This is a genomic window from uncultured Bradyrhizobium sp., from assembly GCF_936943645.1.
Taxonomy (GTDB): Bacteria; Pseudomonadota; Alphaproteobacteria; order Rhizobiales; family Xanthobacteraceae; genus Bradyrhizobium.
This window is the reverse complement of the sequence record NZ_CAKZJO010000054.1, coordinates 93,702-118,120: the sequence shown is the minus strand read 5'-3', so window position 1 is coordinate 118,120 and position 24,419 is coordinate 93,702. Positions and strand designations below refer to the sequence as shown.

At 65.3% G+C, this 24,419-nt stretch carries 29 protein-coding genes; 17 read left to right on the top strand and 12 right to left on the bottom strand.

Annotated elements, in window-relative coordinates; translation table 11 throughout:
* Positions 1-16: 16 nt before the first annotated feature.
* Both Q0743_RS13935 and Q0743_RS13930 read left to right on the top strand, forming a co-directional pair.
* Positions 17-1,186, top strand: a complete 1,170-nt coding sequence (locus Q0743_RS13935) for an MFS transporter (protein WP_298242110.1) — start codon at positions 17-19, stop codon at positions 1,184-1,186.
* A gap of 90 nt (positions 1,187-1,276) precedes the next feature.
* Positions 1,277-1,666 carry a hypothetical protein gene (locus tag Q0743_RS13930; protein ID WP_298242109.1) on the top strand — a complete coding sequence of 130 codons (390 nt, stop codon included), beginning with the start codon at positions 1,277-1,279 and terminating at the stop codon, positions 1,664-1,666.
* A 25-nt stretch (positions 1,667-1,691) separates the two neighbouring features.
* On the opposite strand, the gene Q0743_RS13925 is transcribed toward Q0743_RS13930, so the two are convergent.
* Both Q0743_RS13925 and Q0743_RS13920 read right to left on the bottom strand, forming a co-directional pair.
* Positions 1,692-2,018: a GrlR family regulatory protein gene (locus tag Q0743_RS13925; RefSeq protein WP_298242108.1), complete on the bottom strand. Its 327-nt coding sequence runs from the start codon at positions 2,016-2,018 to the stop codon at positions 1,692-1,694.
* A gap of 168 nt (positions 2,019-2,186) precedes the next feature.
* The gene (locus Q0743_RS13920) at positions 2,187-3,509 is read right to left on the bottom strand and encodes an alpha/beta hydrolase (protein ID WP_298242107.1); all 1,323 of its coding nucleotides are present in this window, start codon (positions 3,507-3,509) and stop codon (positions 2,187-2,189) included.
* A 320-nt stretch (positions 3,510-3,829) separates the two neighbouring features.
* Here Q0743_RS13920 and Q0743_RS13915 point away from each other — a divergent pair, with 320 nt between their 5' ends.
* Positions 3,830-5,191 (top strand): APC family permease, encoded by a 1,362-nt coding sequence (locus Q0743_RS13915; RefSeq protein ID WP_298242106.1) that lies wholly within the window; start codon positions 3,830-3,832, stop codon positions 5,189-5,191.
* 2 nt (positions 5,192-5,193) lie between these two features.
* The gene (locus Q0743_RS13910; protein ID WP_298242105.1) at positions 5,194-6,408 is read left to right on the top strand and encodes a hypothetical protein; all 1,215 of its coding nucleotides are present in this window, start codon (positions 5,194-5,196) and stop codon (positions 6,406-6,408) included.
* Here Q0743_RS13910 and Q0743_RS13905 read toward each other — a convergent pair whose 3' ends face one another.
* Positions 6,409-6,537: a hypothetical protein gene (locus tag Q0743_RS13905; RefSeq protein ID WP_298242104.1), complete on the bottom strand. Its 129-nt coding sequence runs from the start codon at positions 6,535-6,537 to the stop codon at positions 6,409-6,411.
* A 173-nt stretch (positions 6,538-6,710) separates the two neighbouring features.
* Positions 6,711-7,049, bottom strand: coding sequence for a membrane protein insertion efficiency factor YidD (gene yidD, locus Q0743_RS13900; RefSeq protein ID WP_298242103.1), 339 nt, complete (start codon positions 7,047-7,049; stop codon positions 6,711-6,713).
* Positions 7,050-7,278: 229 nt separating this feature from the next.
* On the opposite strand from yidD, the gene Q0743_RS13895 reads away from it, so the two are divergent.
* The gene (locus Q0743_RS13895) at positions 7,279-8,172 is read left to right on the top strand and encodes a hypothetical protein (RefSeq protein ID WP_298242102.1); all 894 of its coding nucleotides are present in this window, start codon (positions 7,279-7,281) and stop codon (positions 8,170-8,172) included.
* A 132-nt stretch (positions 8,173-8,304) separates the two neighbouring features.
* On the opposite strand, the gene Q0743_RS13890 is transcribed toward Q0743_RS13895, so the two are convergent.
* Positions 8,305-8,772, bottom strand: a complete 468-nt coding sequence (locus Q0743_RS13890) for an iron-sulfur cluster assembly scaffold protein (protein WP_298242101.1) — start codon at positions 8,770-8,772, stop codon at positions 8,305-8,307.
* A gap of 253 nt (positions 8,773-9,025) precedes the next feature.
* On the opposite strand from Q0743_RS13890, the gene folE reads away from it, so the two are divergent.
* The 4 genes from folE (at position 9,026) to Q0743_RS13870 (ending at position 12,839) form a co-directional block, all read left to right on the top strand.
* Positions 9,026-9,706, top strand: a complete 681-nt coding sequence (gene folE / locus Q0743_RS13885) for a GTP cyclohydrolase I FolE (RefSeq protein WP_298242100.1) — start codon at positions 9,026-9,028, stop codon at positions 9,704-9,706.
* Positions 9,707-9,734: 28 nt separating this feature from the next.
* Complete coding sequence (gene hisI, locus Q0743_RS13880) at positions 9,735-10,157, top strand: phosphoribosyl-AMP cyclohydrolase (RefSeq protein ID WP_298242099.1); 423 nt, start codon at positions 9,735-9,737, stop codon at positions 10,155-10,157.
* Positions 10,158-10,317: 160 nt separating this feature from the next.
* Entirely contained in the window at positions 10,318-11,343 is a 1,026-nt protein-coding gene (locus tag Q0743_RS13875; protein WP_298242098.1) for a lytic transglycosylase domain-containing protein, read from the top strand.
* Positions 11,344-11,663: 320 nt separating this feature from the next.
* Entirely contained in the window at positions 11,664-12,839 is a 1,176-nt protein-coding gene (locus Q0743_RS13870; RefSeq protein WP_298242097.1) for a DUF2336 domain-containing protein, read from the top strand.
* Between the two features lie 203 nt (positions 12,840-13,042).
* Here Q0743_RS13870 and Q0743_RS13865 read toward each other — a convergent pair whose 3' ends face one another.
* Together Q0743_RS13865 and Q0743_RS13860 are read right to left on the bottom strand one after the other, a co-directional pair.
* Positions 13,043-13,621 (bottom strand): Hpt domain-containing protein, encoded by a 579-nt coding sequence (locus tag Q0743_RS13865; protein ID WP_298242096.1) that lies wholly within the window; start codon positions 13,619-13,621, stop codon positions 13,043-13,045.
* Positions 13,622-13,650: 29 nt separating this feature from the next.
* A complete protein-coding gene (locus tag Q0743_RS13860; RefSeq protein ID WP_011088265.1) occupies positions 13,651-14,196 on the bottom strand; it encodes a response regulator in 546 nt (181 codons plus the stop codon).
* A 170-nt stretch (positions 14,197-14,366) separates the two neighbouring features.
* On the opposite strand from Q0743_RS13860, the gene Q0743_RS13855 reads away from it, so the two are divergent.
* Genes Q0743_RS13855 through Q0743_RS13845 form a run of 3 tightly spaced genes read left to right on the top strand, consistent with a single transcriptional unit; the run spans position 14,367 to position 15,819 of the window.
* A complete protein-coding gene (locus tag Q0743_RS13855; RefSeq protein WP_298242095.1) occupies positions 14,367-14,930 on the top strand; it encodes a DUF2975 domain-containing protein in 564 nt (187 codons plus the stop codon).
* A gap of 2 nt (positions 14,931-14,932) precedes the next feature.
* Positions 14,933-15,187, top strand: coding sequence for a helix-turn-helix transcriptional regulator (locus Q0743_RS13850; RefSeq protein WP_298242094.1), 255 nt, complete (start codon positions 14,933-14,935; stop codon positions 15,185-15,187).
* Positions 15,188-15,234: 47 nt separating this feature from the next.
* Positions 15,235-15,819: a hypothetical protein gene (locus tag Q0743_RS13845; RefSeq protein WP_298242093.1), complete on the top strand. Its 585-nt coding sequence runs from the start codon at positions 15,235-15,237 to the stop codon at positions 15,817-15,819.
* Here the strand turns inward: Q0743_RS13845 and Q0743_RS13840 are convergent.
* Positions 15,813-16,592: an NAD kinase gene (locus tag Q0743_RS13840; RefSeq protein WP_298242092.1), complete on the bottom strand. Its 780-nt coding sequence runs from the start codon at positions 16,590-16,592 to the stop codon at positions 15,813-15,815. The genes Q0743_RS13845 and Q0743_RS13840 overlap by 7 nt on opposite strands.
* A gap of 243 nt (positions 16,593-16,835) precedes the next feature.
* On the opposite strand from Q0743_RS13840, the gene Q0743_RS13835 reads away from it, so the two are divergent.
* Positions 16,836-18,401 carry a peptidase S10 gene (locus tag Q0743_RS13835; protein WP_298242091.1) on the top strand — a complete coding sequence of 522 codons (1,566 nt, stop codon included), beginning with the start codon at positions 16,836-16,838 and terminating at the stop codon, positions 18,399-18,401.
* Here the strand turns inward: Q0743_RS13835 and Q0743_RS13830 are convergent.
* On the bottom strand, positions 18,391-19,776 hold the full coding sequence (locus tag Q0743_RS13830) for a serine hydrolase (RefSeq protein ID WP_298242090.1): 1,386 nt from the start codon (positions 19,774-19,776) through the stop codon (positions 18,391-18,393). The genes Q0743_RS13835 and Q0743_RS13830 overlap by 11 nt on opposite strands.
* A gap of 111 nt (positions 19,777-19,887) precedes the next feature.
* A complete protein-coding gene (locus Q0743_RS13825; RefSeq protein WP_298242089.1) occupies positions 19,888-20,430 on the bottom strand; it encodes a tetratricopeptide repeat protein in 543 nt (180 codons plus the stop codon).
* Between the two features lie 244 nt (positions 20,431-20,674).
* Here Q0743_RS13825 and Q0743_RS13820 point away from each other — a divergent pair, with 244 nt between their 5' ends.
* From Q0743_RS13820 to Q0743_RS34275, 4 genes are all read left to right on the top strand, one after another.
* Complete coding sequence (locus Q0743_RS13820; protein ID WP_298242088.1) at positions 20,675-21,043, top strand: hypothetical protein; 369 nt, start codon at positions 20,675-20,677, stop codon at positions 21,041-21,043.
* Between the two features lie 215 nt (positions 21,044-21,258).
* Positions 21,259-21,693, top strand: coding sequence for a hypothetical protein (locus Q0743_RS13815; protein ID WP_298242087.1), 435 nt, complete (start codon positions 21,259-21,261; stop codon positions 21,691-21,693).
* Positions 21,694-21,980: 287 nt separating this feature from the next.
* Positions 21,981-22,688: an outer membrane protein gene (locus Q0743_RS13810; RefSeq protein ID WP_298242086.1), complete on the top strand. Its 708-nt coding sequence runs from the start codon at positions 21,981-21,983 to the stop codon at positions 22,686-22,688.
* 254 nt (positions 22,689-22,942) lie between these two features.
* Positions 22,943-23,185, top strand: coding sequence for a hypothetical protein (locus Q0743_RS34275; RefSeq protein ID WP_367184898.1), 243 nt, complete (start codon positions 22,943-22,945; stop codon positions 23,183-23,185).
* 28 nt (positions 23,186-23,213) lie between these two features.
* Here the strand turns inward: Q0743_RS34275 and Q0743_RS13800 are convergent, their stop codons facing one another.
* Positions 23,214-23,468 (bottom strand): hypothetical protein, encoded by a 255-nt coding sequence (locus tag Q0743_RS13800; protein WP_298242085.1) that lies wholly within the window; start codon positions 23,466-23,468, stop codon positions 23,214-23,216.
* Positions 23,469-23,784: 316 nt separating this feature from the next.
* Complete coding sequence (locus Q0743_RS13795) at positions 23,785-24,159, bottom strand: hypothetical protein (protein ID WP_298242084.1); 375 nt, start codon at positions 24,157-24,159, stop codon at positions 23,785-23,787.
* Positions 24,160-24,419: the final 260 nt, after the last annotated feature.

The following is a 24,419-nucleotide window of genomic DNA, read 5'->3' as shown; positions in this document are numbered from 1 at the left end:
CTCTACATGCATCTGCATGGAAAGTTCGCCCGCCGGCCGTTTCGCATCGACCGCCCTGATGCTCGGCAATCTCGTCACCGGCTGCTCGGTGTTGGCGCCTGCGGGCATGCTGCCGGAATTGTCGGCGGGGCTCGGGATCAGCATCCATGCGGCCGGGCTGCTGATCACCTTCGGCGCGGTGACGCTGTGCATCGGTTCGCCGCTGACGGCCTGGCTGACCAGCCGCATCGACCGGCGGACGCTGCTGACCGCGACGCTGGCGGTGCTCGCGCTCGGCAATCTCGCCTCGGCCTTCGCGTCCGACTACACCAGTCTCCTGATCATCCGCCTCGTGATGCTTGGCGTCGGCGCGCTCTACACGCCGCAGGCCGCCGGCACGGCCGCGTTGATCGTCCCGGCAGAGAAGCGCGGCAGCACCATCGCCTATATCTTTCTCGGCTGGTCGCTGGCCGCCGCCGTCGGCCTGCCGCTGATCACCTTCATCGCCAGCCGCTATGGCTGGCGCGCGGCCTATGGCGAGATCGGCGTCCTCGGCTGCATCAGCTTCCTGCTATTGCTGCTGCGGCTGCCGGCAGGCCTGAAGGGCGCGCCGGTGGACCTGAAGACCTGGGTCGAGGTTGGCCGCAACACGACGATCCTGCTGCTGCTTGCGGTCACCATGCTGCAGATGTCGGGCCAGTTCGTGGTGTTCACCTTCATGGGCCCGCTGCTTGGCAAGCTCACTGGCGCCGGCCCCGATGCGATCGGCACGGTGTTCGCGCTCTACGGAATCTGCGGCTTCCTCGGCGTCGTCATCGCCACCCGCATCGTCGATAGCTGGGGCCCTTATCGCACCTCGCTGCTGTTCACCTGCCTGTTGCTGACCGGGATCGCCGGCTGGGCGCTGGGTGCGGGCACGCTTGCCTTCATGACGGCCGGGGTCGCGGTGTGGGGGCTCGGCTTTGCCTCGACCAATTCGATGCAGCAGGTGCGGCTGGTTGCGGCGGCGCCGCCCCTCGCATCGGCGACCGTCGCGCTCAATACGTCGGTCCTCTATGTCGGCCAGGCCGTCGGCTCCGCCATCGGCGGCGTGTTGTTCGCCCGCGAACTCCTGCATACGCTCGGCTTCGCGGCCGTCGGCTTCGTCATGCTGGCGCTGATCCTGGTGGTCCTGACCCGGCCCCGTCGGGCTGCCGCCACGGCCTGACTTCCGCGTTTCCTGTGTGCAAGGTGCTTGGCAAACCGCGCGCGGGAGCGCTAGAAGGCCGGTCATGGGGACCAAAGAGAGTTGACTGAAATGAGGATGATTCTGGCGGTTGCCGCGGTGCTCTATTCAGCCTCCGCGTTCGCGCAAGCCGACAAGCCACCGATGGTGGGGGACAAGCCCTTGGTGCAGGTCAAGCCCAAGGGGACCAAGGCGGGGACCAAGGAGGCCGCGGCCAAGCCTTCGGCAGCGCCGAAGGGCAAGCCGCAATCGATCGCGGCCCGGCTTCAGGCCTGCCTCGAGCTTGATGATGGCACCAAGGACCGGCTCAATTGCTACGACGCCATCATTCCACCGGCGCCAAAGCCGAAGCCGGCGAAGGCCAAAGGCTACGCCGATTGCAAATTCTTCAAGGAAGAAGACGAGCGTCTGGCCTGCTTCAACGGCTTCGCCGAGAGCATTCCGAAGCTGCCCAAGACCTGATTCTCGGAGCTAATTCTCGCTGTGCTCAGTCGCTGATGCGGCTGAGCACGGCGCGGAAGGCGACGCCCGGCGCCTGCAGCGCGTTGCCTTCGAATTCCGCGGTGTCGCCGTCCTCGCGGCCGGCGAGCGCCAGCGTGATGCGGTCGAGGCCGAACAGCGCCTTGAAGGACGGGTCGTCGTTGTAGCGCTGGGTCGAGATCTTGACCTTGATGCCGTCGCCTTCGCCCGTGTACGTGCCGATGAAGGCGAAAGCGGAATTGCCCCCGCGCATCTTGCCATCCGTCACGTAGACGACGCCGCAGCCCGTTCCGTGAACGGTGTGGAAGTCGACCTTGTACAATCCCTGACGCACTGCCTGTCCCCGCGGAATTCCAGTCACAACGTGGTCGGCAAATTATGGCCGTTGCCGGCGGAAGCAATCCGGAGGCTTCCGGGGATGTCGGCCATCAACATCACATTTTGATCAGGGCCTGAGGCAATTGCAGGCAGCGCAGCCAAATGCCGGCTCGCGCAATATCCGTCAGCGGCTCGACGCAGAAGGGGCGGTGGCCGCGACGCGCGTGAGCGCCAGCGCCGGCGTCGCCGACATCTTCACCAGCACGTCCTTGAGCGGATCCCGCGTCCAGGCGCGGGTGACATAGTCGCGATGGGTGATGCCATCGCCAGTTTCGACGAACACGACGCTGCCGGGGCGCAGGGGTCCGTCCATGTCCTCGGAGACGCTGATGCCCTTCTGGCGGAGCGTGCTCATCAGCTCGCGGTCGCGCCGTGCCGTGCCGCTTGTGTAGGCGCTGACGAAGAAGCCGGAGCGGTGGCTCTCGATCCAGGAGGCGAACTTGTCCATTTCGCCGTAGATGGCGTCGAGCAGCACGACGCCGCGGACGCGGTCGCTGATGCCGCCGACTTCGAGGCTCCAGGCCGTCGGCAGGAAGCCACCGCTGTAGCCGACGATCACGATCGGCATGTTGGCGAAGGCGCGCGCGCTGTTGGGATCGCCGGTGACGCGGGCGAGGTGCTCGGCCGATTCCGCCATGAAGCGCTTGAAGCCGCCGGGCTGCCAGAACTTGCCGGCGCTGGAATCGGCGGCATCGACCGCCATCTGCGGGGCGAGCAGCACGGCATTGGCGCCGGAATCGGTGATTTGTTTCGGCACCAGCTGGCGATCGCGCACGTCGCGTTCGAGCTTCGCGCCATTGCCGTGGAAGAACACCACGATCACGCCCGGCTTGCGGACGTCGAAATGCTCGGGCACGTGCATCAGCACGCGGCTGTCATTGTAGGTCTCGTCCTGCCAGAACACGCGCCCCGAATAGCTGCGATGTCCGCGACGGTCGCCCTTGCTGATGTTGAGGAAGGGCGCGTCGGAGGCGGGGGTGTTGCCGAAATAGGGAAAGGCCGACGACTTCATGCTGACGAGCGTCGTCAGGTCGTCGCGGGGCGGACGCTTGTAGGGGACCTGCGGCTCCAGCGAAGCGACCTTGTAGGGCACCTGCTCCGGCGGCTGTTGCTGCACAGCGCGCTTGGGCGAGAAGTCCGACATCTGCCGTTGCAGCAGACTCTCGCTCGCCGTGGGAAAGCGCTCCTTGAACTGCGGCGCGGGAAAGCGATCCTCGAACGTGTCGCCGCTTGCAACTTGCTGGTTGGTCTTCGCGACGACCTGAACATTGGCCTGCGAGTTCGCCGCAAGCGCCGCCGGGTTCGGCGCCTTGCCGCATTGAACCAGCGTTAGCGACAGCGGCACCAAGGCTGAGACCAGGCCGACCCGAAGCGCGCGACCGCGCCGACCGGACGGTGTCCGGTCGCCACGACCATCAGCTCTCAGTTTCGGAACGGCCCCGACCATCCACCCATGACCCCAAAGTCACGTCCATCGGCATTTCTTGAGACAATTGAGCCGACTGGCGTTTAGGCGACGTTAAGCGTCCGGACAAACTTCCCCACATCCGGAACGCTTAAAGGGACCATGCAATCGTGTCCTGATTGTGGGGAAAAGGAACGGGGCTTCCCGGGGTATCGGCAGGCTTTTCGCCTGATAGCGGGAATAAGCGGTGCTGAAATACCTGTTCACGCCGCCTCATTTAACCCTTGTTAACCCTGCTTGAATTGACTGGGCCAAGTTGCACGATGCGCCCGCGAGGCAAGACGCCTGAGCGAAGGACCCTGATGACGGCATCAGATGCGGGAACTGCCCCCTGGACTGGCCGGCTGAGCGGAAGCGGGGTCTCGGTTCTGGTCGCAACCGCCATCGTGGTGGCCGACATGATCGGGGTCGGCGTCTTCACCAGCCTCGGCTTCCAGGTCAAGGACATCCCGTCCGGCTTCTCGATCCTGCTGCTGTGGACCGTCGGCGGCATCGTCGCGCTGTGCGGCGTGTTCGCCTATAGCGAGCTCGGGGCGATGTTTCCGCGCTCGAGCGGCGAGTACAATTTCCTGGGACGGGCCTATCACCCGGCTTTCGGTTTTCTCGCCGGCTGGGTGTCCGCGACGGTGGGCTTTGCTGCGCCGGTGGCGCTCGCTGCGATGGCGTTCGGCGAATACGCCAAATCGGTCGTGCCTGATCTGCCGCCGATCCCGCTGGCCATCGCCGTGGTGTGGCTGGTCTCGCTGGTGCAGCTCACCGGCGTCCGGCACTCCTCGACCTTCCAGTTGATCTCGACCATCATCAAGGTCGTGCTGATCGTCGCCTTCCTGGTCGCCGGCTTCGTCATCGGCGTGCCGCAGCCGATCGCCTTCACGCCGCAGCCCGGCGATCTCGCCCACATCGTCAGCGCGCCGTTCGCGATCGGGCTCGTCTTCGTGATGTACTCGTTCTCGGGGTGGAATGCGGCGACCTACATCATCGGCGAGATGAACATGCCGCAGCGTGATCTGCCGCGCGCGCTTCTCGCGGGCACGCTGATCGTGCTCGTGCTGTATGTGGCGTTGAACGCGGTGTTCCTGCATTCGACGCCGGTCGGGGCGCTCGCCGGTCAGCTCGATGTTGCCAGCGTCGCCGGCAGCGCGATCTTCGGCAGCCTCGGCGGCCGCATCGTCGGCGCCATGATCTGCGTCGGCCTGATCTCCTCGATCTCCGCGATGATGTGGATCGGCCCGCGCGTGATGATGACGATGGGAGAGGACATTCCGGCGCTGCGGGTGTTCTCGAAGCGATCGACGAGCGGCGCGCCGGCCTATGCCATCCTGTTTCAGCTTGCGGTCGCCAACCTGCTGCTGTTCACGCGCAGCTTCGAGGCGGTGCTCGATTTTATCCAGTTCGCGCTGCTGTTCTGCTCGTTCTTCACGGTCGCCGGCGTCATCAAGCTGCGCATCACCGATCCGGATTTGCCGAGGCCCTATCGCGCCTGGGGATACCCGTTCACGCCGCTGGTTTTCCTGCTCGTGACCGGGTTCATGATGTACTACCTGTTGACCGAGCGGCCGGTGCAGTCGCTCTCGGGGATGCTGGTCATGCTCTCCGGCCTGTTGATTTATGCTGTTTTCCGCAGGCGGCCGGTCGCCGCTGATACGTCACACAATCGCGAATAGACATGGTCCGAGCCCTGAGAATTGCGGCCGCCGCCCTTGCCCTGCTGGCCGTGGCCGTTTCCTCCGCACGCGCCGCCGAAATCACCTTCGACGATACCGCGCGCTTCCTCGCAGGCATGCAGCCTTCGGCGGACTCGCCGCTGGTGCCGCTCACGAAGGATCCAGCCTGGCAGCGCCACGCAAAATTCTTCGATGGCGCCTTCGCCCAGCTCGAGCAGCGCCAGCTCGCGAAGATCCGCGATTGGGCCGACGTCAATCTGGCAGCGCCCCGGCCGACCATGTTCTACATGTTCAGCGGTCCCGATTTCCTCTACGCCAACGCGTTCTACTCCAAGGCCAGCACCTACGTGCTCGGCGCGCTGGAGCCGGTCGGCGCCGTGCCCGATTTGACGCGGCTGCCGCGCGGCTCGGTCGGCGCCGCGCTCTACAACGTCGAGCGCTCACTCGGCTCGATCCTGAGCTTCTCCTTCTTCATCACCAAGCAGATGAAGGTCGACCTGCACGCCAACCAGGTCAACGGCACCTTGCCGATCCTCTATGTCTTCCTGGCGCGCTCGGGCAAGACCATCCGCAACGTCGAGATGGTCGCGCTCGACGACAAGGGAGGGCTCCATGTCGGCGAGGACAATCCGGGGCGCAACGCGACGCGCGGCGTTCGCATCACCTTTGCCGGCTCCGACGGCGAAGCGCGCACGCTGTATTATTTTTCGACCGACCTCTCCAATGCCGGGGCGCGCAATACCGGCTTCCTGAAATTCTGCGAGACCCTGGGGCCCGGCAACAGCCTGCTCAAGAGCGCATCCTATCTGCTGCACAAGAGCGACTTCGCGGTGGTCCGCGACTGGCTGCTCGCCAACAGCGCCACCATCATCCAGGACGATTCCGGCATTCCGCTTGCCAACTACGGCGCAAGGCAGTGGCGGTTCTTCCCGTTCGGCCGTTATCTCGGGCCGATCGGCGAATTCCCGGGCCGCTACCAGGAGCGCTATGCCGAACTGTTCACGCGCGCCCAGCCGATCGATTTCGGCGTCGGCTACCGGTGGCGGATGCACGAGTCGAACTTGCTGCTTTCGGTGAGAGTGCCAGGCACCGAGACGGCCCCGGGTGGGGAGGCCACTTCGTCGGCCGAGCCGCCGCCGAGAGCGCCGCGTCCGAAACGGCTGCGGCCGCCCGAGCCAATCCCGCCGCCGCCCGGGCGCTTCTACTGGTTCCGCTGATTACCAGTGCACGCTCTGGCTCGGCACGATGAACGCAGTCGTGCTTGGCGCCGTCGCAAGGCTCGAAGCCAGATACCAGCCAGAACCCAGCACGAGCGTCAGCAAGGCGACGATCGCGAGCAGGTCCATGGTGCGGGGGTCGTGGTGCCGCCTGGGGCTCGGGGTGGGCCCAGGCTTGAGCTGCAGATGAGGGCTGATTTTCCAGCGCATTGTTGTTTCCTCCCGGGGGAGCACCGAAACAACGCGGGAGGAACCTCTAAGGTTCCGCAGAGCTCACCGAGGCGCAAGGCAACGCTACAATCTCAAGATGCGTTGACGCCGCGCCAGCGGCCGTAGCGCCAGGGCAGATACCAGCGCGCTTCTTTCGGTGCGGCGAGCGGTACATTGTCGATGCCCGAGGTGCCGAAAGGGTTGCAGCGCAATATCCGCGCGAGTGTCATCCAGCCGCCGGCCCAGAGGCCGAAGCGTTCGATCGCCTCGTCGCCGTATACCGAGCAAGTCGGTAGATGCCGGCAATTGTAGCCGACGAGGGGAGAGAGCGTGTGTCGGTAAAGCCAGATCAGCGCGCGGCCTAATCGGCGCGGGAGTCGAAGCGCCCCCTCGACTGAACCGGAACAATGCCCGCAGGCTGAATGCTTCATGTGCGCGGTGCCGCCAGGTTACGCGATGAGTTGCACGGTTCCGATGCAGGGAACTGTAAGGTGTTGTTTGCACGCCATATTTTGCATGCTTTTTGGGAGCAGTGCAGCAAGTACCTATGGACGATCTGTATTCCCCCGGATACCATTTTTGTGACGTCCATGTGTAGACTCAACGGACGCAAAACGGGGCTTGCCTGAATCGCCTCTGGGGCTTGGGGAAGGGACCAGTTTGAAAGTTCTGAAGTCGCTCAACCTTCGCGGCTGGTTGCTTGTGGGAACCGCCGTCTGTGGAGTCGTGCTGGCTGGCGCCGTCGCGACGTTCGGGTCATCGGCCCGCGCCGGCGGCGCGCTCGAAGAGCGCAAGCTTCCGATGAAGTTCAACTGGATTGCCTGCGAGCCGAATTGCCGCGGCTGGGTTAGCGCGGTCGGCATCATCACCGCCGATACCCCGAAAGACTTCGAAGAGTTTTCTCGCGGCCGTCAGCTCGGCGGCGCCACCGTGGTGCTGGATTCCAGCGGCGGTTCCGTCAATGACGCGATCACGCTCGGCCGGCGCTTCCGCAATCTCGGTCTCCTGACCACGGTCGGCGTCAGCCTGCGCGGTGGCCAGTCGGCCCGCCCGGCGGTCGCGCCCGAGGCCTATTGCGAATCCATGTGCGTGTTCCTGCTGCTGGCCGGCAAGAAGCGCTACGTGCCGGAAGCGGCCCATGTCCGCGTCCACCAGATCTGGATGGGTGACCGCGCCGACGATGCCAAGGCGGCGAGCTACAGCGCGCAGGATCTGATGATCGTGGAGCGCGACATCGGCCGGCTCGCCAAATACACCTTCGACATGGGCGGCGCCGGCGACCTGCTGTCGCTCGCGCTCAGCGTGCCGCCCTGGGAAGACCTGCACGAGCTCGATGTCGGCGAGCTCAAGCTCACCAATCTCGTGACGACGGATCTCGTCGCCGACGTGCTGCCGCACGTGGACATCTCCGCGCCGGCGATGGCCGAGCTCGCTCCGAAGACGCAGGCAAGGTTCGGCGTAGAACCGGAGCAGCCGGCCAAGTCGACCAAGACGGCGGAAGCCCTGGTGCCGACCGGCGGCGTGGCCACGCCGGCGGCGGCCGCTCAGAAGTAAGAATCCCCCACGGTCATTCCGGGGCATCGCAAAGCGATGAACCCGGACCCCACATGTCGGCGCGCGCGATTCCCAGGTGCGCAGTTGCGCACCCGGTTCGCGCCGGCGCGCGTTTCGGAATGACGGCGAGGTTCAGCCCTGCGCTGCGGCCGGCTGTTTTGTGTCGGACTTCGTCTTGGCCTCGATCTGGCCGATGGCGTCGACCACGGCATCGAACGTCAGCAGCGTCGAGGCATGGCGCGCCTTGTAGTCGCGGACCGGCTCGAGGAACTTGAGCTCCTCCCATTTACCTTGAGGAGGCGCACCATTCTCCTTCAGCATCTTGCGAACAGTTTCGCGTAACTCGCGGAGTTCGCTCGCAGTCGAACCGACAACCTGACTTGCCATGATGGATGAAGAGGCCTGTCCGAGTGCGCAGGCCTTCACGTCATGGGCGAAGTCGGTGACGGTGTCGCCGGTCATCTTGAGATCGACCTTGACGGTCGAGCCGCATAGCTTGGAGTGGGCCGTGGCGGTGGCATCGGGGTCGGACAGCCGTCCGAGACGCGGAATATTGCCCGCCAGCTCGATGATCCGCTTGTTATAAATGTCGTTCAGCATGTGATGGAGTCCAACACTTCCATACCCACTTCCGCCCCCGATCGGCCTTGGCGGGCGCCGTCCACGGTCCTATATAGGGTCGGAACTGGCGGAAAAACAGTCCAGCGGTGCGGCGGCAGCGATCCAGATCTGCGCGTCCGGCGTTTTACCCAAGGCCCTTTTTCGTCAAAACTGTTCTCTTCAGGCGTCCGGCGGCTTGCCGCCCCGTCTGCCGGTGACACTCCGGCCGTTGAGGCCGTCGAACGGAGTAGACATGGACGCGACCATCAAGCCGATCCGCCCCAACAAGCAGCCCGAGACCCGTCCGGCCGAGCTTGATCCCGCCGAATTCCTCGCGGCCGCCGTCCGCGCCGACCAGCCGCGCCCCGCGCGCGCCGAGGCCGAAGCGGCGGTGAAGACGCTGCTCGCCTATATCGGCGAGAATACCGAGCGCGAGGGCCTGCTCGACACGCCGCGCCGCGTGGTCGAGGCCTTCGACGAGCTCTATCAGGGCTATCACCAGTGCCCGGCCGAGGTGCTCGACCGCACCTTCGGCGAGACCGCCGGCTACGACGATTTCGTGCTGGTGCGCGACATCGAGTTCACCTCCCAGTGCGAGCATCACATGATGCCGTTCTACGGCAAGGCGCACATCGCCTACACGCCGGTGGAACGCGTCGTCGGCCTGTCCAAGCTCGCCCGCCTGACCGACATCTTCGCCCGCCGGCTCCAGACCCAGGAGCATCTGACGGCGCAGATCGCAGCCGCCATCGACGAGGTGCTCAAGCCCCGCGGCGTTGCCGTGCTGATCGAGGCCGAGCATACCTGCATGTCGGTGCGCGGCGTTGCCAAGCATGGCGCCTCCACCTTCACCAGCCGCTTCACCGGCATGTTCCGCGACAATCCGGCGGAGCAGGCCCGTTTCCTGTCCCTGGTGCGAGGCCTGCAGCGCTGACCTCGCGAATAGATCGGCGAGGTCGCCCGTGTCTGCTCACTCCCATGAGATCGAGGAAGGCTTGTCCTTCCTGCCGCGCTTCGATGCGAACGGCCTCGTGACTGTCGTCGCGACCGACGTCGCCAGCGGCGACGTGCTGATGGTTGCGCACATGAACGACGAGGCGCTGCGCAAGACGATCGCGACCGGCGAGGCCTGGTACTTCAGCCGCTCCCGCAATGCCTTGTGGCGAAAAGGTGAGACCTCAGGTCAAACCCAGCGCGTGGTCGAGATGCGCACCGATTGCGACCAGGACGCGGTCTGGCTTCGGGTCGAGCAGATCGGGGCCGCCTGCCACACCGGGCGGCGCTCGTGCTTCTACCGCAAGGTCGAGGCCGAAGGCGGAGGAGCGAAGCTGGTCTTCGCCGATGCCGAGCGGCTGTTTGATCCCAGTGACGTCTACAAGAAGTAGCTCGCTGTCGTTCCGGCTCATCACTTCGCGATGCCCCGGAATGACTCGTTGAGGGGTGCCCCGGGAATTAACCCCGCATTAACCATACCTGTCCCACGGTGAGACGACAGGCGCCGAATTGCCGGCGCCGCTCAACGCCGCGCGAGGCGGGCACTTCATCATGTCGGTCGACAATTCCAGTGCCACGCAGACGGCCGCTCTCGACCCGACGCGGGCGCGCGTCGCCGGTGCGATCAAGCAGGCCTCGAACGTCACCGGCGTCAGCTTCCACTACATGCTGACCACCGCCAAGATGGAATCGGATTTCGATCCGACGGCAGGGGCCTCCACCTCGTCCGCGCATGGGCTCTACCAGTTCATCGACCAGACCTGGCTCGGCACGGTGAAGGAGGCCGGCACCCAGCTCGGCTACGGCAACTATTCCGACGCCATCACCCGGACCTCGTCGGGCGGCTACACCGTCGACGATCCCGCGATGAAGCGCTCGATCATGAAGCTGCGCGACGATCCGGAAGCCGCGTCCAGCATGGCGGCCGCGCTGACGCAGTCGAACAGCTTCAAGCTCACCGGTCTGCTCGGGCGCCGGCCGAGCGACAGCGAACTCTACATGGCGCATTTCATGGGCGTCGGCGGCGCAGCCAAGCTGATCGCCAATGCCGAGGACAATCCGCAAGCGGTCGGCGCGCGGCTGTTTCCCAATGCGGCCTCCGCCAACCGCTCGATCTTCTACGCCAAGGACGGCCGCGCGCGCAGCGTCTCCGAGGTCTACTCCGTGCTGGACGCGCGCTATACCAGCGCGGCCAATTCGAAAGTCACCCGCAGCGCGATGGCGATGTATGGCGGCACGCCGTCGACGACGCAGGTGGCGAGCGCGAATGGCGTGCAGCCGACCGCACCTGTTGTCGACAACGCGGCTTATCTGCAGACTTTTCCCAACACCAACACCAACACTGTGACGCCGATCAGCGCGACGTCGTCGACGACGGTCGCCGACAATACGCCCGTCGCGCCGGCCTTCCGCTCGATCTACCAGCCCGGCGATGCCACGCAGCCGGTCTCGACCACGGTGCAGAAATTGTGGGGCAACAACGCCTCGCTCACTTCGGTCGCCTCGGCCACGCCCGACGTGCGTCCGCCGCAGCCGCTCGATCTCTTCAGCGATCGCAGCGGCACGTTCTCAAGCTAAGAACTCACTCTCGTGTCCCGGACGCACCGCAGCGCGTAGCGCTGCTGCGCAGAGCCGGGAACCATGCCGCAAGCACTGCTCTCGAACATGATGGGCCCCGGCTCTGCAGCGGATCACTCATCCATTGAAGACGCGCGTGAATGCGCTTTTGGTGCTGCGCAGCGTCCGGGGCACGCCATCTGAAACGGCTTTTCTCCCTTAACAAATCATCAATAAAACCAGCCAGTTATGGTGAACGCTTTGTTAAGCGTCGTGGTTTATTTTGTGTTGCAGGTGACGAGCCGTCACCATTTTCGTTTGTTGTGTAAGCCGGAAGCAGCATGATTGTTCGGCAGTTCATCAATTGGATCAGAACCGCGCCCGCAGGCGAGCGGGCCGAGGCGACACGGGCGTTGGCCCGGGCCTGGCTGATCTCGGATCTTTCGACAGACGACCGCATCGCCGCCGAAGGCGCGCTGCTGATGCTGCTCGACGATCCCTCGCCGCTGGTGCGCCAGGCGATGGCCGAGGCCTTTGCGCGCAGCGCGGAGGCGCCGGCGTCGATCGTGCGGGCGCTGTCGGCGGACCAGCCGACCGTCGCGCTGCCCGTGCTCGAACATTCTCCCTTGCTGATCGACGCCGATCTCGTCGACATCGTCGCCACCGGCAATGACGACGTGCAATGCGCGGTCGCCCGCCGCATCGCGCTGCCGGTCTCGGTCTGCGCCGCCATCGCCGAAGTCGGCTGCGCCGCCGCCGCGCTGGAGCTGATCGAAAATCCCTACGCCGAGTTGGCGCCGTTCTCCTGGAATCGCATCGTCGAGCGCCACGGGCATCTCGCCGCGATCCGCGAGGCGATGCTGGTGCTGGATGATCTGCCGTCCGCAACCCGCGCCGCGCTGGTGGCGAAGCTCTCCGAGACGCTGGCGCAATTCGTCGTGGCCCGCAACTGGCTGAGCGCCGATCGCGCCGATCGCATCACGATCGAGGCGCGCGACCGCTCCACCATCAACATCGCGGCGCGCTCGCGCGGCGAGGACATGCAGGGCCTGGTGCATCATTTGCGCGTCACGGGCCAGCTGACTGCGGGCCTGATCCTGCGCGCGCTGCTGTCGAGCAATCTCGACCTGTTCGACGCAGCGCTGGCCGAGCTTGCCGACCTGCCGCTGGCGCGTGTCACCGCGCTGCTGCACGACCGCGGCGGCAACAGCCTGCACGCGCTGCTTCGCCGCGCCGGGCTGCCCGAGGCGACGTTCGCGGCGTTCCAGGTCGCACTCGATGCCTGCCACGAGCAGGGCTTCGTCGGCAGCGACGACGGCGCGGCGCGGCTGCGCCGGCGCATGGTCGAGCGCGTGCTCACCCATTGCGAGACCGACCGCGGCGCCACCGAGCCGCTGATGGTCCTGCTGCGCCGCTTCGCCACGGAATCGGCGCGGGAAGAGGCAAGGATGTTCTGCGACGAGATCGCCGCGGACGAAGCGATCGATCCGCTTTACGACGATCTGATCGCGGCATAACGAGCTGCCGTAAGGTATGCAAAGGCGCGAAGCGCCGTGCCCACGATCTCGGCATGATCGAGAGAGGTGGTGGGCACGCTACGCTTTGCCCACCCTACAATTCCGATCGTGTTGATAGAGCCGGGCCTTCCAGCCCCGTCATTGCGAGCGCAGCGAAGCAATCCAGAAATCCCGCAGCGGGGACAGTCTGAGAGGAGAGGGCCTTACTCCGCCGGCGCGATGCTCGGCGCCAGGATCACCTCGAGATGTTCGGGGCGGTCGCGGTTGACCTGGGTCAGATAGTCGTCGGCGACCTTGCGCAGGCGGCGGCTGAGCTCGGCCGAGACGCTGATGGTGTCGAGCTTGGTGTTCTCGTGCACGATGGCGAGGATGGCGTTGATGTGGTGCGTGAACAGTTCGGCCGGGACTTTTTCCAGATCGGGCGCGTGTTCGATGACGCGGCACAGGCTCTCGGCGATTCCCGACGCTGCCGGATAGCCGAACGTCGCGGCGTCGCCCTTGATGTCGTGGGCGGCGTGAAACAGCTCGTCGCGTCGTTCTCTGGTGAAGCCGTCATTGCGGATGGCGACATAGGCGGCCGACAGGCGGTTGACCTCGATCGTCATCCAGTCCTTGAACTCGCCGGAGAGGCTAGCTAGCGCCTGCTCGGCGCGGCCGACCGGATCGTCCAGGTCCTTCTCGTCGACGCGGCGCAGGACTTTGCGCAGCGGGTTGGGCTGCGTGATGATCTGGTGCGTGGCGAAGGCCTTGACCTCGATGTCCTTTGCGCTGTTCTTCGCCATGATACCTGCCTCGTCTGAAGACGCCTGCGCTAGATGGTGGAGCGGGCCTTGTCGAGCAGCGAGGGCTGCTGCAGCACCTCGTGCTTTTCGCCGACGCGGCGCTCGGGGCCCATATAGGCGGAGTTGGTGTTGCGGCGCCGGTCCGGACCGAAATAAGTCTTGGTCTTGATGAAGGGCCGCGGATTGGCGACGACGTTGAGGATGCGCTGATAGAGCCCCTTGGCCGAGATCGGCTTGGCCAGGAATTCGGTGACGCCGGCATCGCGCGCGACCGTGACGCGGCGCTTCTCTGAATGACCTGTCAGCATGATGATCGGCGCGTAAGGGTTGCCCTTGGATTCCGGCTGCCGAATCATTTGCGCGAGCTCGAGCCCGTCGAAGATCGGCATCGCCCAGTCCGTGATGACGATGTCGGGCACGTAATGGCTGTACATCTCCAGCGCCGTGGCGCCGTCCTCGGCTTCATAGACCTCGCGCGCGCCGAACGAATGCAGCAGCGTGCGCAGGATGCGGCGCATGTGCGGATTGTCGTCGCAGACGAGGAAGCGCAGCTTGTTGAAGTCGATACGGAACATGACGCCCGGGCCAAAGCGGTCAACCTTCGTTAACCATATCGTGGCGGGGGTTAACGAAGGGTTGCTGCTGCCCTTGCGAGAGGTTTCGAAGTATCGACGATGAATATCGTAATTCCGCCATTTTTTATCGTAAAACAATAAAAATACTCAGCCGGACGGGAGCTAATCCGATGAGCGTGATCGCGTTTCCTTACCCCGCACCGGTCCAGCCGCGGCTGCGCCGCATCGGACGGATCGTGGCGATCGGCGCGCTTGTCTGCATCGCAGGGGCAGTGCTTGCCGTCCCGCTGCTCTGGTCGAGCGACGAGCTGCTGCGGCACTGGATCGCGACACAGTCCCCGCTTGGGGGGCGGCCGTTCACGCTTCACCTCGGCACGCGCTTCATCGGCGCGTTGATCAGCCTGATTGGCCTCGCGCCCGGTCTCTACGCCTTGTTGCAGCTCTCGATGCTGTTCTCGCACTTTGCGCGCGGCGAGGTGTTCGTGACCGAAAACGCCTGGCGGATCCGCCGCATGGGCCTTGCGCTGATCGCCAATGCGTTGCTCTCGCCGCTGGTCCAGATGCTCACCACGATCAACCTGACGCGGGCAAACGAGCCGGGGCAGATCGTGGTGATGTTCGGCATCGAGCAGGCACAGGTGCTGTCGGTGCTGAGCGGCCTCGCGCTCGTCGCCTTCGCCACCGTGATGGCCGATGCCGTCCGGCTCTGGCACGAGAACAGCGAGATCATCTGACCATGCCGATCATCGTCAATCTCGACGTCATGCTCGCCCGGCGCAAGATCAGGTCGCGCGAGCTTGCCGCGCGCATCGAGCTCACCGAGGCGAACGTCTCCCTGCTGAAGTCGGGCAAGGTGAGGGGCATCCGCTTCGACACGCTGGAGCGGATCTGCGCCGTGCTGGACTGCCAGCCCGGCGACATCCTGGAATATGTCCCCGAGAGCGCGGCCGACGCGCAGGATGCGCGCGCGGCCGGCCGCAAATCGGCCTAGCCGAACCCCTTCAACTCAAGCTCCTTGCAACTCTGGAGACGTCTGCGATGAACCGCCTCGTGCGCGTTCTTGTGAGCGCGGCTGCGCTCGCGCTTGCCGGTTGCAGCTCGGTGCCGCTGACATCGATCCCGCGGCTTGCCCGCATCGATGCCAAGACGACGGACCTGTCGCTGCTGCGCGTTGCCGTGCAACTGCCCGATGGGCTGCGGCCGCGTTCTGGCGGCGTCAAGCTCGATGTCGTCACCAAGGTGACGGGCGAGGCCGAGACGAAAACGAACTTCGCCATGATGGAGATGAGCGAGGCGCGGGATCGCGCCGGCCTGCCAGCACCGCCGCAGGGTTCGGCAACCTATGCTTATCGCTTGTCTCCAGCCGATGCGGCGCGCTTCGAGGCACTGCGCGCCGCCATGGTCGAGCAGGGCAGGCAAGGCAAGCGCGGGTCGATGGGGCTCGGCGTGGCGGCCAAGGAACTTTGTCGCGCCAACGCGGCGCCGCAGGCCTCGCTGCCCGTCACGATCTATCTGATGACCTCGGAGACGAAGAGCTTCGTCCCCGTCGTCAGGGATTTCGATATGCTCTCCGATCCCGCTTTAGCCGGCGGCCTGGACTCGATCCAGCCTTGCGCTCAGTAGCCGAACTGCTCGCGCAAAATACGCTCTTCCAGACTGTGGCCGGGGTCGAACATCATCCGCATCGAGATGGTCTTGTCGGAGAGCACCTCGACGCGGCGGACGTCGCGCACCTCGTCGTGGTCGGCGACCGCCGCCACGGGGCGCTTGTCGCCCTCCAGCACCTCGATCACGACATAGGCCGTGTTGGGCAGCAGCGCGCCGCGCCAGCGGCGCGGGCGGAAGGGGCTGATCGGGGTCAGCGCCAGCAGCGCTGCGTTGATCGGCAGGATCGGTCCCTGCGCCGACAGATTGTAGGCGGTCGAGCCGGCCGGCGTTGCCACCATGATCCCGTCGGCGATCAGCTCCGGCATGCGCTCGCGTTCGTCGATCATGATCCGCAGGCGCGCCGCCTGGTAGGTCTGCCGGAACAGGGCGACTTCGTTGATGGCGTGGTGCAGGTGGACGCGGTCGTTGACGTCGGTCGCGCGCATCAGAAGCGGATTGATCTCGGATTCATGCGCGGCTTCGAGCCGCGCGCGCAGATCGTGCGTCGAATATTCGTTCATCAGGAAGCCGACGGTGCCGCGATGCATGCCGTAGATCGGCTTTCCCGTGTGCATGTTCTGGTGCAGCGTCTGCAGCATCAACCCGTCGCCGCCGAGCGCGACCACAATGTCGGCCTCCTCGGGGGCGCAATTGCCGTAGTCCCGGGTGAGCTGGACATAGGCGGCCTGCGCTTCGCTGCTCGGGCTGGCGACGAAGGCGATCCGGTCGTATCGCGTGGGCTTGGTCATGGCTTGTCGGGCAGGGCCGCTGGCTGGAGAAAGTTCCGCCGGGCTCGTCTATACGAGGTGGGCCTCCATTGTCGAGGATGACCGCCTCTCAAGGCAAACGGGCGATTGTCGTCTTCGGAGAACAAAACGGGTTGATTTGAGCCAGCCGAGGCCGCGCCATCGACCAAGGATCCCGCAAACCGTCGCAATTCCTCGCTAGCTTCGCCGTGCATCGGCTATGACAGCCGGGCAGGGAGACCAATCATGCTCATGATCTTGCCGACGCTGCGACGAACCGGGCTCGTGCTGGCCGTGTCCGCGGTCGCGCTCGCGAGCGTCGCGCGCGCAGACGATCCGCAGCCGCGCGCCGAGGCGGCCTCGCCCGCGGGACAGAAAGGTGGGCGGGCCGGCAACGCGCAAAGCGCGGCGCAGGCTGCGCCGTCGGCGGCCGAGCTGCATCGTCTTCCGCCTGACACGACCACGCAGCAGACGCTGGATCTGCCCGGCCGTACCCTCAACTTCGCCGCGACCGCCGGCTCCATCCGCGTGTTCGACGGCAAGGGCGAGCCGCTCGCCGACATCGCCTATACGTCCTACCAGCTCGACGGCGCCGACCGCGCCACGCGGCCGGTCACGTTCCTGTTCAATGGCGGGCCCGGGGCGTCCTCGGCGTGGCTCCAGTTCGGCGCGGCAGGGCCTTGGCGGCTGCCGCTCGATGGCGATGGGCTGTCGCCGTCGGCTTCGCCCGAGGTGAAGCCGAACGCGGAGACCTGGCTCGACTTCACCGACCTCGTCTTCATCGATCCCGTCAGCACCGGCTACAGCCGTTTCGTCGCGAGCGGCGAGGAGGCGCGAAAATCGTTCTATTCCGTCGACGGCGACGTCAACACCATCGCGCTGGTGATCCGCCGCTGGCTCGAGAAGCACGATCGCCTGACCTCGCCGAAATACGTCGCGGGCGAGAGCTATGGCGGCATTCGCGGGCCGAAGGTCGTGCGCCAGTTGCAGATCCAGCATGGCGTCGGCATCAAGGGCCTGATCCTGGTGTCGCCGCTTCTGGACTTCCGCGAATTCACCGGCACCAGTCTCCTGCAATATGTCGCGACGCTGCCGAGCTATGTGGCGGTGGCGCGCGACGCCAAGGGTCCGGTCAAGCGCGCCGATCTCGCCGACGTCGAGGCTTACGCGCGTGGCGAATTCCTGGCCGACCTCGTCAAGGGCGAGGCGGACAAGGAGGCCACCAATCGTCTGGCTGACAAGGTCGCCGCGCTCACCGGCATCGACCAGGCGGTGAGCCGCAGGCTCGCCGGCCGTTTCGACGTCGGTGAATTCCGCCGGGAATTCGACCGCAAGAACGGCAAGGTGACGGGACGTTACGACGCTTCGGTGCGCGGCTTCGATCCCTATCCGGATTCCAGCAGCTCGCGGTTCGGCGATCCCTCGGGCGATGCGCTCCAGGCGCCGCTGACGAGCGCTGCCGTCGACGTGCTCACGCGCAAGCTCAATTGGCGGCCCGACGGCTCCTATGAAGTGCTGAACGGCACTGTCGAAGGCCACTGGGATTTCGGCCGCGGCATCAACCCGCCGCAATCGGTGTCCGAGCTGCGCCAGATCCTCGCGACCGACGCCAAGCTGAACGTCCTGGTCGCGCACGGCCTGTTCGATCTGGCCACGCCCTATTTCGGAACGAAGCGGGTGCTCGACCAGATGCCGGCCTTCGCGACGCAGCGCGTGAAGTTCGTCGTCTATCCTGGCGGCCACATGTTCTATTCGCAAGGGGGCTCGCGACAGGCGTTTCGCAGCGAGGTCGAAGCGCTGATCAGGGAGTAGGGCGGCGCTTGCGTGGCGGATAGCGGCGCGCGATTTCCTTCGCGACGACGCTTGCGGGCTTGATGTTGGCGCCGGCGATCCAGATGTCGCTGACCTTGCCGCGCTTGTCGCGGATGCGGCGCACGGGCTCGCCATGGCTGGAATAGCCGGCCGCCCAGGCGAGCTTGCCGGTGTCGCGGCCGGTGACCTCGATCTCTGCGGCATCCATGAACGGATTGATGAATTGCGGATTGGCGACGAGCACGCGGTTGCCCGCGGGGACGAGATCGGTCGCGCCCCAGATCGTCCACCAGCGGCCGGTCCAGTCGCGCACGCGGCGCTCGGGTGCGCCGCGTGTCTTGAAGACGCGCAGGATCTGCATCGCGCCGTCCATCCAGAACGGTGCACCGCCATCGATGGAGTTGCTGATGATGCTGATCGTGAGGTCGCAGGCCGGGATCGCGCAGGTCCGGGAGATGTAGCCCTGGAAGTGCCCGCCATGGCCGAACCAGTCCCAGCCGTCAGTCTTGCCGACGTTGATGCCGAGGCCATAATAGGCCTCGAAGCTCTGCGGGATGCGCCAGTGATGTCGCGTCATCTCGCGGCGGCTCGCCGCGGACAGCACACTCCGTCTGGCATTGGGCGCCAGCTGCGCGAAGAAGCGGGCGGTATCGCCGGCGGTAGCGGCGAAGCCCGTCGCCGATGCCATCGCGTTGGTGGGATTGTCGCCGGGGATCACGCAGCGCTCGCCCAGCGGGACTTTGCGCGTGTGGCCGCGCGCGAACCGCACGTCCTTTGGAAGCGGCGCGTCCGGTGCAGTCTCGCGAAGGCCCGCGGCCTCGACGATCTCGCGCTTGATCCAGACTGCGTAGGGCTCCCTGGTAACGGCCTCGATCACGAGGCCGAGCAGACCAAAGCCGTGATTGGAATATTTGAAGCGCGTGCCTGATGCGATCGCGGTCGGCAGCTTCAATTCCGCCAGCAGCTCCTTCGCGTTGAGATAGGGGCGCCGGTCGATGAACTGGCCGGAATCGGCGCCGTCGCGCGTCAGCCCTGCGCTGTGCGAGAGCACCTGCGCGATCGTCGCCTCGGCGACGCGCGGATGGAGGCCGCCGACGAATTGGCCGACTGCATCGTCGAGCCGAAGCTTGCGTTGCTCGCGCAGCTTCATGATGCCGGCCGCGGTAAAGCTCTTCGAGTGCGAGGCGATGCGGCAGAGATGGCGCGGGGTGAGCTTCTCGCCGGTGTCGAGATTGGCAAGACCGAACGCATGCTCGGCGACGATCTCGCCGCGATGGGCGAAGGCGACGATGACGCCAGGCTGCTGGATCGTCGTCAGTTGAAAGTCGATCCAGGAGCCGATGTAGTCGATCGCGGATCGCAGCCACTTGTCCATTGCGCACCAATTTGCGGGGGGGAGATTTGGTGCGCAAAGCTAGCCGAGAAAGCAGAACGGGCACAACCCCTGGGGGTGTGCCCGTTCGCGTCGTTCAAAGATGCGTTGTCGTCAGTAGACGAGTGTCGCGCCGGTCGGCTTGTCGAGCGCTGCGGCGAGCGAGCGATACTCGGAGCTGTCGGTGCCGGCGAGCGAGGCGATCTTGTTCAGGTGGTACTGCGCCTGTTCGCGGTTGCCCTGCTCGAGCTGCCAGAGGCCGTAATACTGCCAGGTACGGACGTGGTTCGGATCGTCCTTCAGCGCCAGCTCGTAATAGGCCTTCGACGACTGGTAGTCGCCGAGCTTGCGATAGGAGTAGCCGATCAGGTTGGCGACGTCGGCGACGTCGTCGCGCTTCAGCGATTTCAGCTGGCCGATCGCGCCGGTGTAGTCGTGGTTGTCGTAGATCGTGGTGTAGGCGGTGCGATAGGCAGCGAGGAATTTCGGATCGTTGACGGAAGAGCTCTTCTTCTTGCCCTTCTTGGACGAGGAGTCGGACTTCGGCGGCGAGGAGGGCTCGTCACTGCCGGCGGCATAGGCGCTGGACAGCACCGGTGCGACCGCCAGCGACATGGCGACGAGTCCCGGCACGACAAGCATTGAGAGTTTGCGCATCTAAGTTCTCCCGTATGGAACGTGGCGATCCTACACGATTGCCCGAAGACCGGAACACCCGTCCGGCAAAAACATTCCCGCATCGCACGATCCCCCGGCGCAGATGACAAACTTGTCATCGAGATGAACGGAAGCCAGCCGTCGGCTTCAGATCGGGTTCAGAGCCCGCCCCCTAGGCTCCCACCTACGATCGAAGAGGTAGCGAGAGGGCGCCGCCTCGAGATCCTTCCAAGAGGAGACCACCATGCTGAAGACCATTTCCGCAGCCTTGCTCGCCGCTTCCGTGATCGCAGCCCCGGCCTTCGCCGCCGAGGCTGGCAAGACCACCGCGACCGCCCCGGTGATCAAGGCGGACCAGAGCCAGACCAAGGCCTCGACCGCCGCCGCGAAATCCGAAGCCGGCGTCAAGGCCGATGCGAAGGCCGCCGACGTCAAGGCGGACGCCAAGGTGGATACCAAGTCGAAGGCGATGAATGCCAACGCGGCCGTGACGCCGGACGAGCACAAGACGGTGCGCAAGCATCGCCATCACCACAAGCATCTGTCGGCCAAGAAGTCGCTGAAGGCGCAGCCGGACCTGACCAAGCCGGCGACCATCGAGAAGCGCAGCTAACGACTGATCCGGCGCGGCGGCATCCCAAGCATTGCCCCGCCGCCGCGTCGGGATCTCAGGCCCGGCCCGCCGTCTCGGCACTTTCCGCGAGAGCGGAAGACGCCGGCGGCGCGTCGGTGCGCGCGTTGTAAAGTCTCCTTGAGGACGCGAATTCCCTTTGCGCAACCGAGCGGCTAGAACGGCTTTCGAGTCTGTTCGAGCGGAGCGCGTGACCTGTGGGGCGATTGGCGAAACAAACGGTACGCCTGGTGTTGATCCTGGCCTTGCCGCTGGCGCTTGCGGCCTGTTTCGGCAGCGACAGTGACCGTCCGACCTTCATGGGCGGGACCCAGGCCGGCGGGCCGCAGCCCTTTCCGGACAATTTCCGCAGCGACACGCTGGCGCTGATGCGCACCTATCTGAACAACCCGGTCGGTGTGCGCGAGGCCAGCATGGCCGAGCCGGTCCAGCGCGAGGTCGGCGGCCGGCAGTTCTATGTCAGCTGCCTGCATTTCACCCCGCGCGAGAGCGACGGCAGCTACAAGGCCATGCGCGAGCGCGCCGTCATCTTCGTCAACGGACGGGCGGACCGCGTCGTCGACCGGACCAACGAGCTCTGCGCCGGTGCGGTTTACGCACCCTTTCCGGAACTCGAAAAGATGGCGCGGTAGCACAAAGCCCGCCTTCATCGGCTGGTGCTAGAACGATCGGCGCCGGAGCTGCCGGATCACATTTCGGGGAGCTTTGAACGGGGCGATTTCGTCGTGCGACAAATCGTTACGGAGAGCCGCGCGCAGGCGACAAAAACAGCCGGCGCGGGGCAACGTGACGGAACAAAATCGCGATGTTGCCACTCCGTCACAGTAACGAACGATCAACGTTCCGGCATCGCCGCGAAGCAACCCAATTCACGCCACGTTGTTTCCTGAGTGTCGTAAATGAAAGAACGGGGATGATCATGAAGTCGATTTTGCTGGGTGCAGCCGCTCTGCTTGCGCTGGTCGCGCCGGCTGCAGCCGCGGACATGCAGCCGCGCACCTACGCCAAGGCTCCGGCCTATACGCCGCCGGCGGTGATTTATAACTGGACCGGTTTCTACATCGGCGGCCATGTCGGCGGCGCGTTTGCCGGCGACAGCAGCTTCCAGTCCAGCGACGCCCGCTTCCTGGGCGGCGTGCAGGGCGGCTTCGACTACCAGTTCGCGCCCAATTGGGTGATGGGTATCGAGGCCCAGTATTCCTGGCTGCCGACCAACAATAACGGTGTCACGTTCCCGCTGGGCACGCAGGTGACCTCCAACACCGACCAGCTCGGGTCGGTGACCGGCCGCATCGGCTACACCTGGGGTCCGACGCTGCTCTACGCCAAGGGCGGTTACGCCTGGCGCAATGGCGGCCTCGGCGTCAACGTTGCCGGGGTACCGCAGGCCTTCACCACCACCGGCAACAGCAAGGACGGCTACACCGTCGGCGCCGGCCTCGAGTACATGTTCGCGCCGAACTGGTCGGCCAAGGCCGAATACCAGTACTATAATTTCGGCAGCACCACCTTCACCTCCGGTCCGGCCGACATCGTCGGTGTCCGCGGCCGGGAGGACGAGCATACCGTCAAGGTCGGTGTGAACTACCGCTTCGGCTGGGGCGGTCCGGCAGCCTCGCGCTACTGACCCTCCATCGCGACCAAACTCTGACAAAGGCCGGCTTCCCGCCGGCCTTTCGTTTGTCCGCTGTCGCCCGCCAGCCCGCCTGCGTTTGCAATGCGTGAACCATCTGGCGCGTCATTTGCAGGCAAACATTCCGGCGCGCGCCTTCTCACGCGCGTCATGGGATCGGGGTAAAGCAAAAATAATTTTTGCCGCTTACGGAACTCGCGCTCCGGAAAGCGTTATATGAGAATTACCGGGCTGGTGGGACGACGGACATGCGTATCTTGGTGTCGGCAGTGGTGCTCTCGTGCTTCTTTTCCCTGCCGTGCTCTGCACAGACAATCCTCAAATCCGAGCCTCTGATGCTGGCCCCCTACGAGGTGGCCTTCGTCAAGGACGCATCCTGTCCGTCGGGCAAGGTGCTGAAGGTCACCGGCGCCATCCGCGGGCTGCATCGCCGCAAGGCCTGCGTGCCCATGCCGGGTGAGCAGGCCTCCCTCGCGGCTGCGACGCCCTGATCCTCTGTAGCGTCCACCGGCACCACCCTCACGAATTCAGCTGCAGCTCCACCCGGGACTGGCGCTCGGCCTCGGCCTTGTTCTTGGCGGGGTCCTCGCCCTGGGCGGCCCGGCAGGGTTTGATCTCGTAATCATTGTCGAGCACCCGGCGCGGCCCCGGACGGTCGTCGTCGGCGCTGACATCCACGACCAGGCCGCTGCGCTGGGCGACCTTCCAGACGTCGGACTCGCTCGGATAGGCCTTGCTGATCTGGGCGTCGTTACAGAACAAGGCGTAGGGCATTTCGTGCCGCTCCCGGAAAGCCCGTCAACGATCTCGCCGGCCGCCCGGTTCCAGGCTGTGACTGATCACGGGGGCGTGATCAAAGCCCTGATCGAGGCCATGAAAGTCGCCGGGCCCTGAGTCCTTAACGAGTCCTGAATCCCGGAAAAAAGAATCCCTGGGACTCGTTTGGCGGAATCAGCGGATGTTTCCGGCCATGACGAGCGACCTGAAAACCTCCTGCGGGCACATGCTCCTGCCGCTGACGCTGGCGCTATTCGGCGCCTGCACGGCCAATCTTTTGCTGGTCTGGTCCTGGCTGTAGAGGCCGGTCGGCCTATTTCTTGACCAATGGGCCCGAGGCGTCGCGGATGGCGGCGCGCAGTTTGGTCAGGGTTTCCGCACAATACTCCTCCCGCTCGCGCTCGAACCGCTCCTGGTGCTTGCGGAAATTGGCGATGCGGGCCTGCATCTCGGTGCGGAAGTCGCCGATCGCCCGTGGTGGCGGGAGAGGCGCGGGCGGCGGCGGCGGGGGAGCCTTCACGGGCTCCAGCTCGACGGTGACGGTCTCGACCGCAACAACCTCCGTCGTCACGGTCGACGCAGCCTGGGTGCCCTCCAGCAGAAGGACATCATCCTTTTTGCCGGTTACCGATTGGACGAAGGCCAGTGTCTGCGCGATCAGTGCGTCGCGTTCCCTGATCCATTTCATGATCCACCTCAGCCACCCCCATTCCAGCAAAGCGGCTGCGTCGAATCAAGACGGTTGACAAGGGATTGCATATTTTTCCCGGTCACCCGAAGGTAGGCAAATGGATTCCGGAACTGAACGTTCGGACGAAGTGGAGGGCCTGAGGCTCATCCGCGCGTTCCTGTCGCTACCGCCCGACAAGCGGGCGGAGGTGATCGCGTTCGTGGAGGAATTGGCGCGTGCGCAAAGCCGGCCCGAGGAGGGCACGGAGGCATCGCCAA

Excerpts from the sequence above, each read along its gene's own strand:
- folE (WP_298242100.1), top strand. The coding sequence starts at position 9,026 with ATGGACGCGACCATCAAGCCGATCCGCCCCAACAAGCAGCCCGAGACC.
- Q0743_RS13935 (WP_298242110.1), top strand. The coding sequence starts at position 17 with ATGGAAAGTTCGCCCGCCGGCCGTTTCGCATCGACCGCCCTGATGCTC.
- Q0743_RS13795 (WP_298242084.1), bottom strand. The coding sequence starts at position 24,159 with ATGAAATGGATCAGGGAACGCGACGCACTGATCGCGCAGACACTGGCC.
- Q0743_RS13825 (WP_298242089.1), bottom strand. The coding sequence starts at position 20,430 with ATGCGCAAACTCTCAATGCTTGTCGTGCCGGGACTCGTCGCCATGTCG.
- Q0743_RS13840 (WP_298242092.1), bottom strand. The coding sequence starts at position 16,592 with ATGACCAAGCCCACGCGATACGACCGGATCGCCTTCGTCGCCAGCCCG.
- Q0743_RS13820 (WP_298242088.1), top strand. The coding sequence starts at position 20,675 with ATGCTGAAGACCATTTCCGCAGCCTTGCTCGCCGCTTCCGTGATCGCA.
- Q0743_RS13800 (WP_298242085.1), bottom strand. The coding sequence starts at position 23,468 with ATGCCCTACGCCTTGTTCTGTAACGACGCCCAGATCAGCAAGGCCTAT.
- Q0743_RS13865 (WP_298242096.1), bottom strand. The coding sequence starts at position 13,621 with ATGGCGAAGAACAGCGCAAAGGACATCGAGGTCAAGGCCTTCGCCACG.
- Q0743_RS13905 (WP_298242104.1), bottom strand. The coding sequence starts at position 6,537 with ATGGACCTGCTCGCGATCGTCGCCTTGCTGACGCTCGTGCTGGGTTCT.
- Q0743_RS13920 (WP_298242107.1), bottom strand. The coding sequence starts at position 3,509 with ATGGTCGGGGCCGTTCCGAAACTGAGAGCTGATGGTCGTGGCGACCGG.
- Q0743_RS13845 (WP_298242093.1), top strand. The coding sequence starts at position 15,235 with ATGAACCGCCTCGTGCGCGTTCTTGTGAGCGCGGCTGCGCTCGCGCTT.
- Q0743_RS13930 (WP_298242109.1), top strand. The coding sequence starts at position 1,277 with ATGAGGATGATTCTGGCGGTTGCCGCGGTGCTCTATTCAGCCTCCGCG.
- Q0743_RS13875 (WP_298242098.1), top strand. The coding sequence starts at position 10,318 with ATGTCGGTCGACAATTCCAGTGCCACGCAGACGGCCGCTCTCGACCCG.
- Q0743_RS13860 (WP_011088265.1), bottom strand. The coding sequence starts at position 14,196 with ATGTTCCGTATCGACTTCAACAAGCTGCGCTTCCTCGTCTGCGACGAC.
- Q0743_RS13835 (WP_298242091.1), top strand. The coding sequence starts at position 16,836 with ATGCTCATGATCTTGCCGACGCTGCGACGAACCGGGCTCGTGCTGGCC.
- yidD (WP_298242103.1), bottom strand. The coding sequence starts at position 7,049 with ATGAAGCATTCAGCCTGCGGGCATTGTTCCGGTTCAGTCGAGGGGGCG.
- Q0743_RS13910 (WP_298242105.1), top strand. The coding sequence starts at position 5,194 with ATGGTCCGAGCCCTGAGAATTGCGGCCGCCGCCCTTGCCCTGCTGGCC.
- Q0743_RS13870 (WP_298242097.1), top strand. The coding sequence starts at position 11,664 with ATGATTGTTCGGCAGTTCATCAATTGGATCAGAACCGCGCCCGCAGGC.
- Q0743_RS13890 (WP_298242101.1), bottom strand. The coding sequence starts at position 8,772 with ATGCTGAACGACATTTATAACAAGCGGATCATCGAGCTGGCGGGCAAT.
- Q0743_RS13855 (WP_298242095.1), top strand. The coding sequence starts at position 14,367 with ATGAGCGTGATCGCGTTTCCTTACCCCGCACCGGTCCAGCCGCGGCTG.
- Q0743_RS13915 (WP_298242106.1), top strand. The coding sequence starts at position 3,830 with ATGACGGCATCAGATGCGGGAACTGCCCCCTGGACTGGCCGGCTGAGC.
- Q0743_RS13830 (WP_298242090.1), bottom strand. The coding sequence starts at position 19,776 with ATGGACAAGTGGCTGCGATCCGCGATCGACTACATCGGCTCCTGGATC.
- Q0743_RS13850 (WP_298242094.1), top strand. The coding sequence starts at position 14,933 with ATGCCGATCATCGTCAATCTCGACGTCATGCTCGCCCGGCGCAAGATC.
- Q0743_RS13810 (WP_298242086.1), top strand. The coding sequence starts at position 21,981 with ATGAAGTCGATTTTGCTGGGTGCAGCCGCTCTGCTTGCGCTGGTCGCG.
- Q0743_RS34275 (WP_367184898.1), top strand. The coding sequence starts at position 22,943 with ATGCGTATCTTGGTGTCGGCAGTGGTGCTCTCGTGCTTCTTTTCCCTG.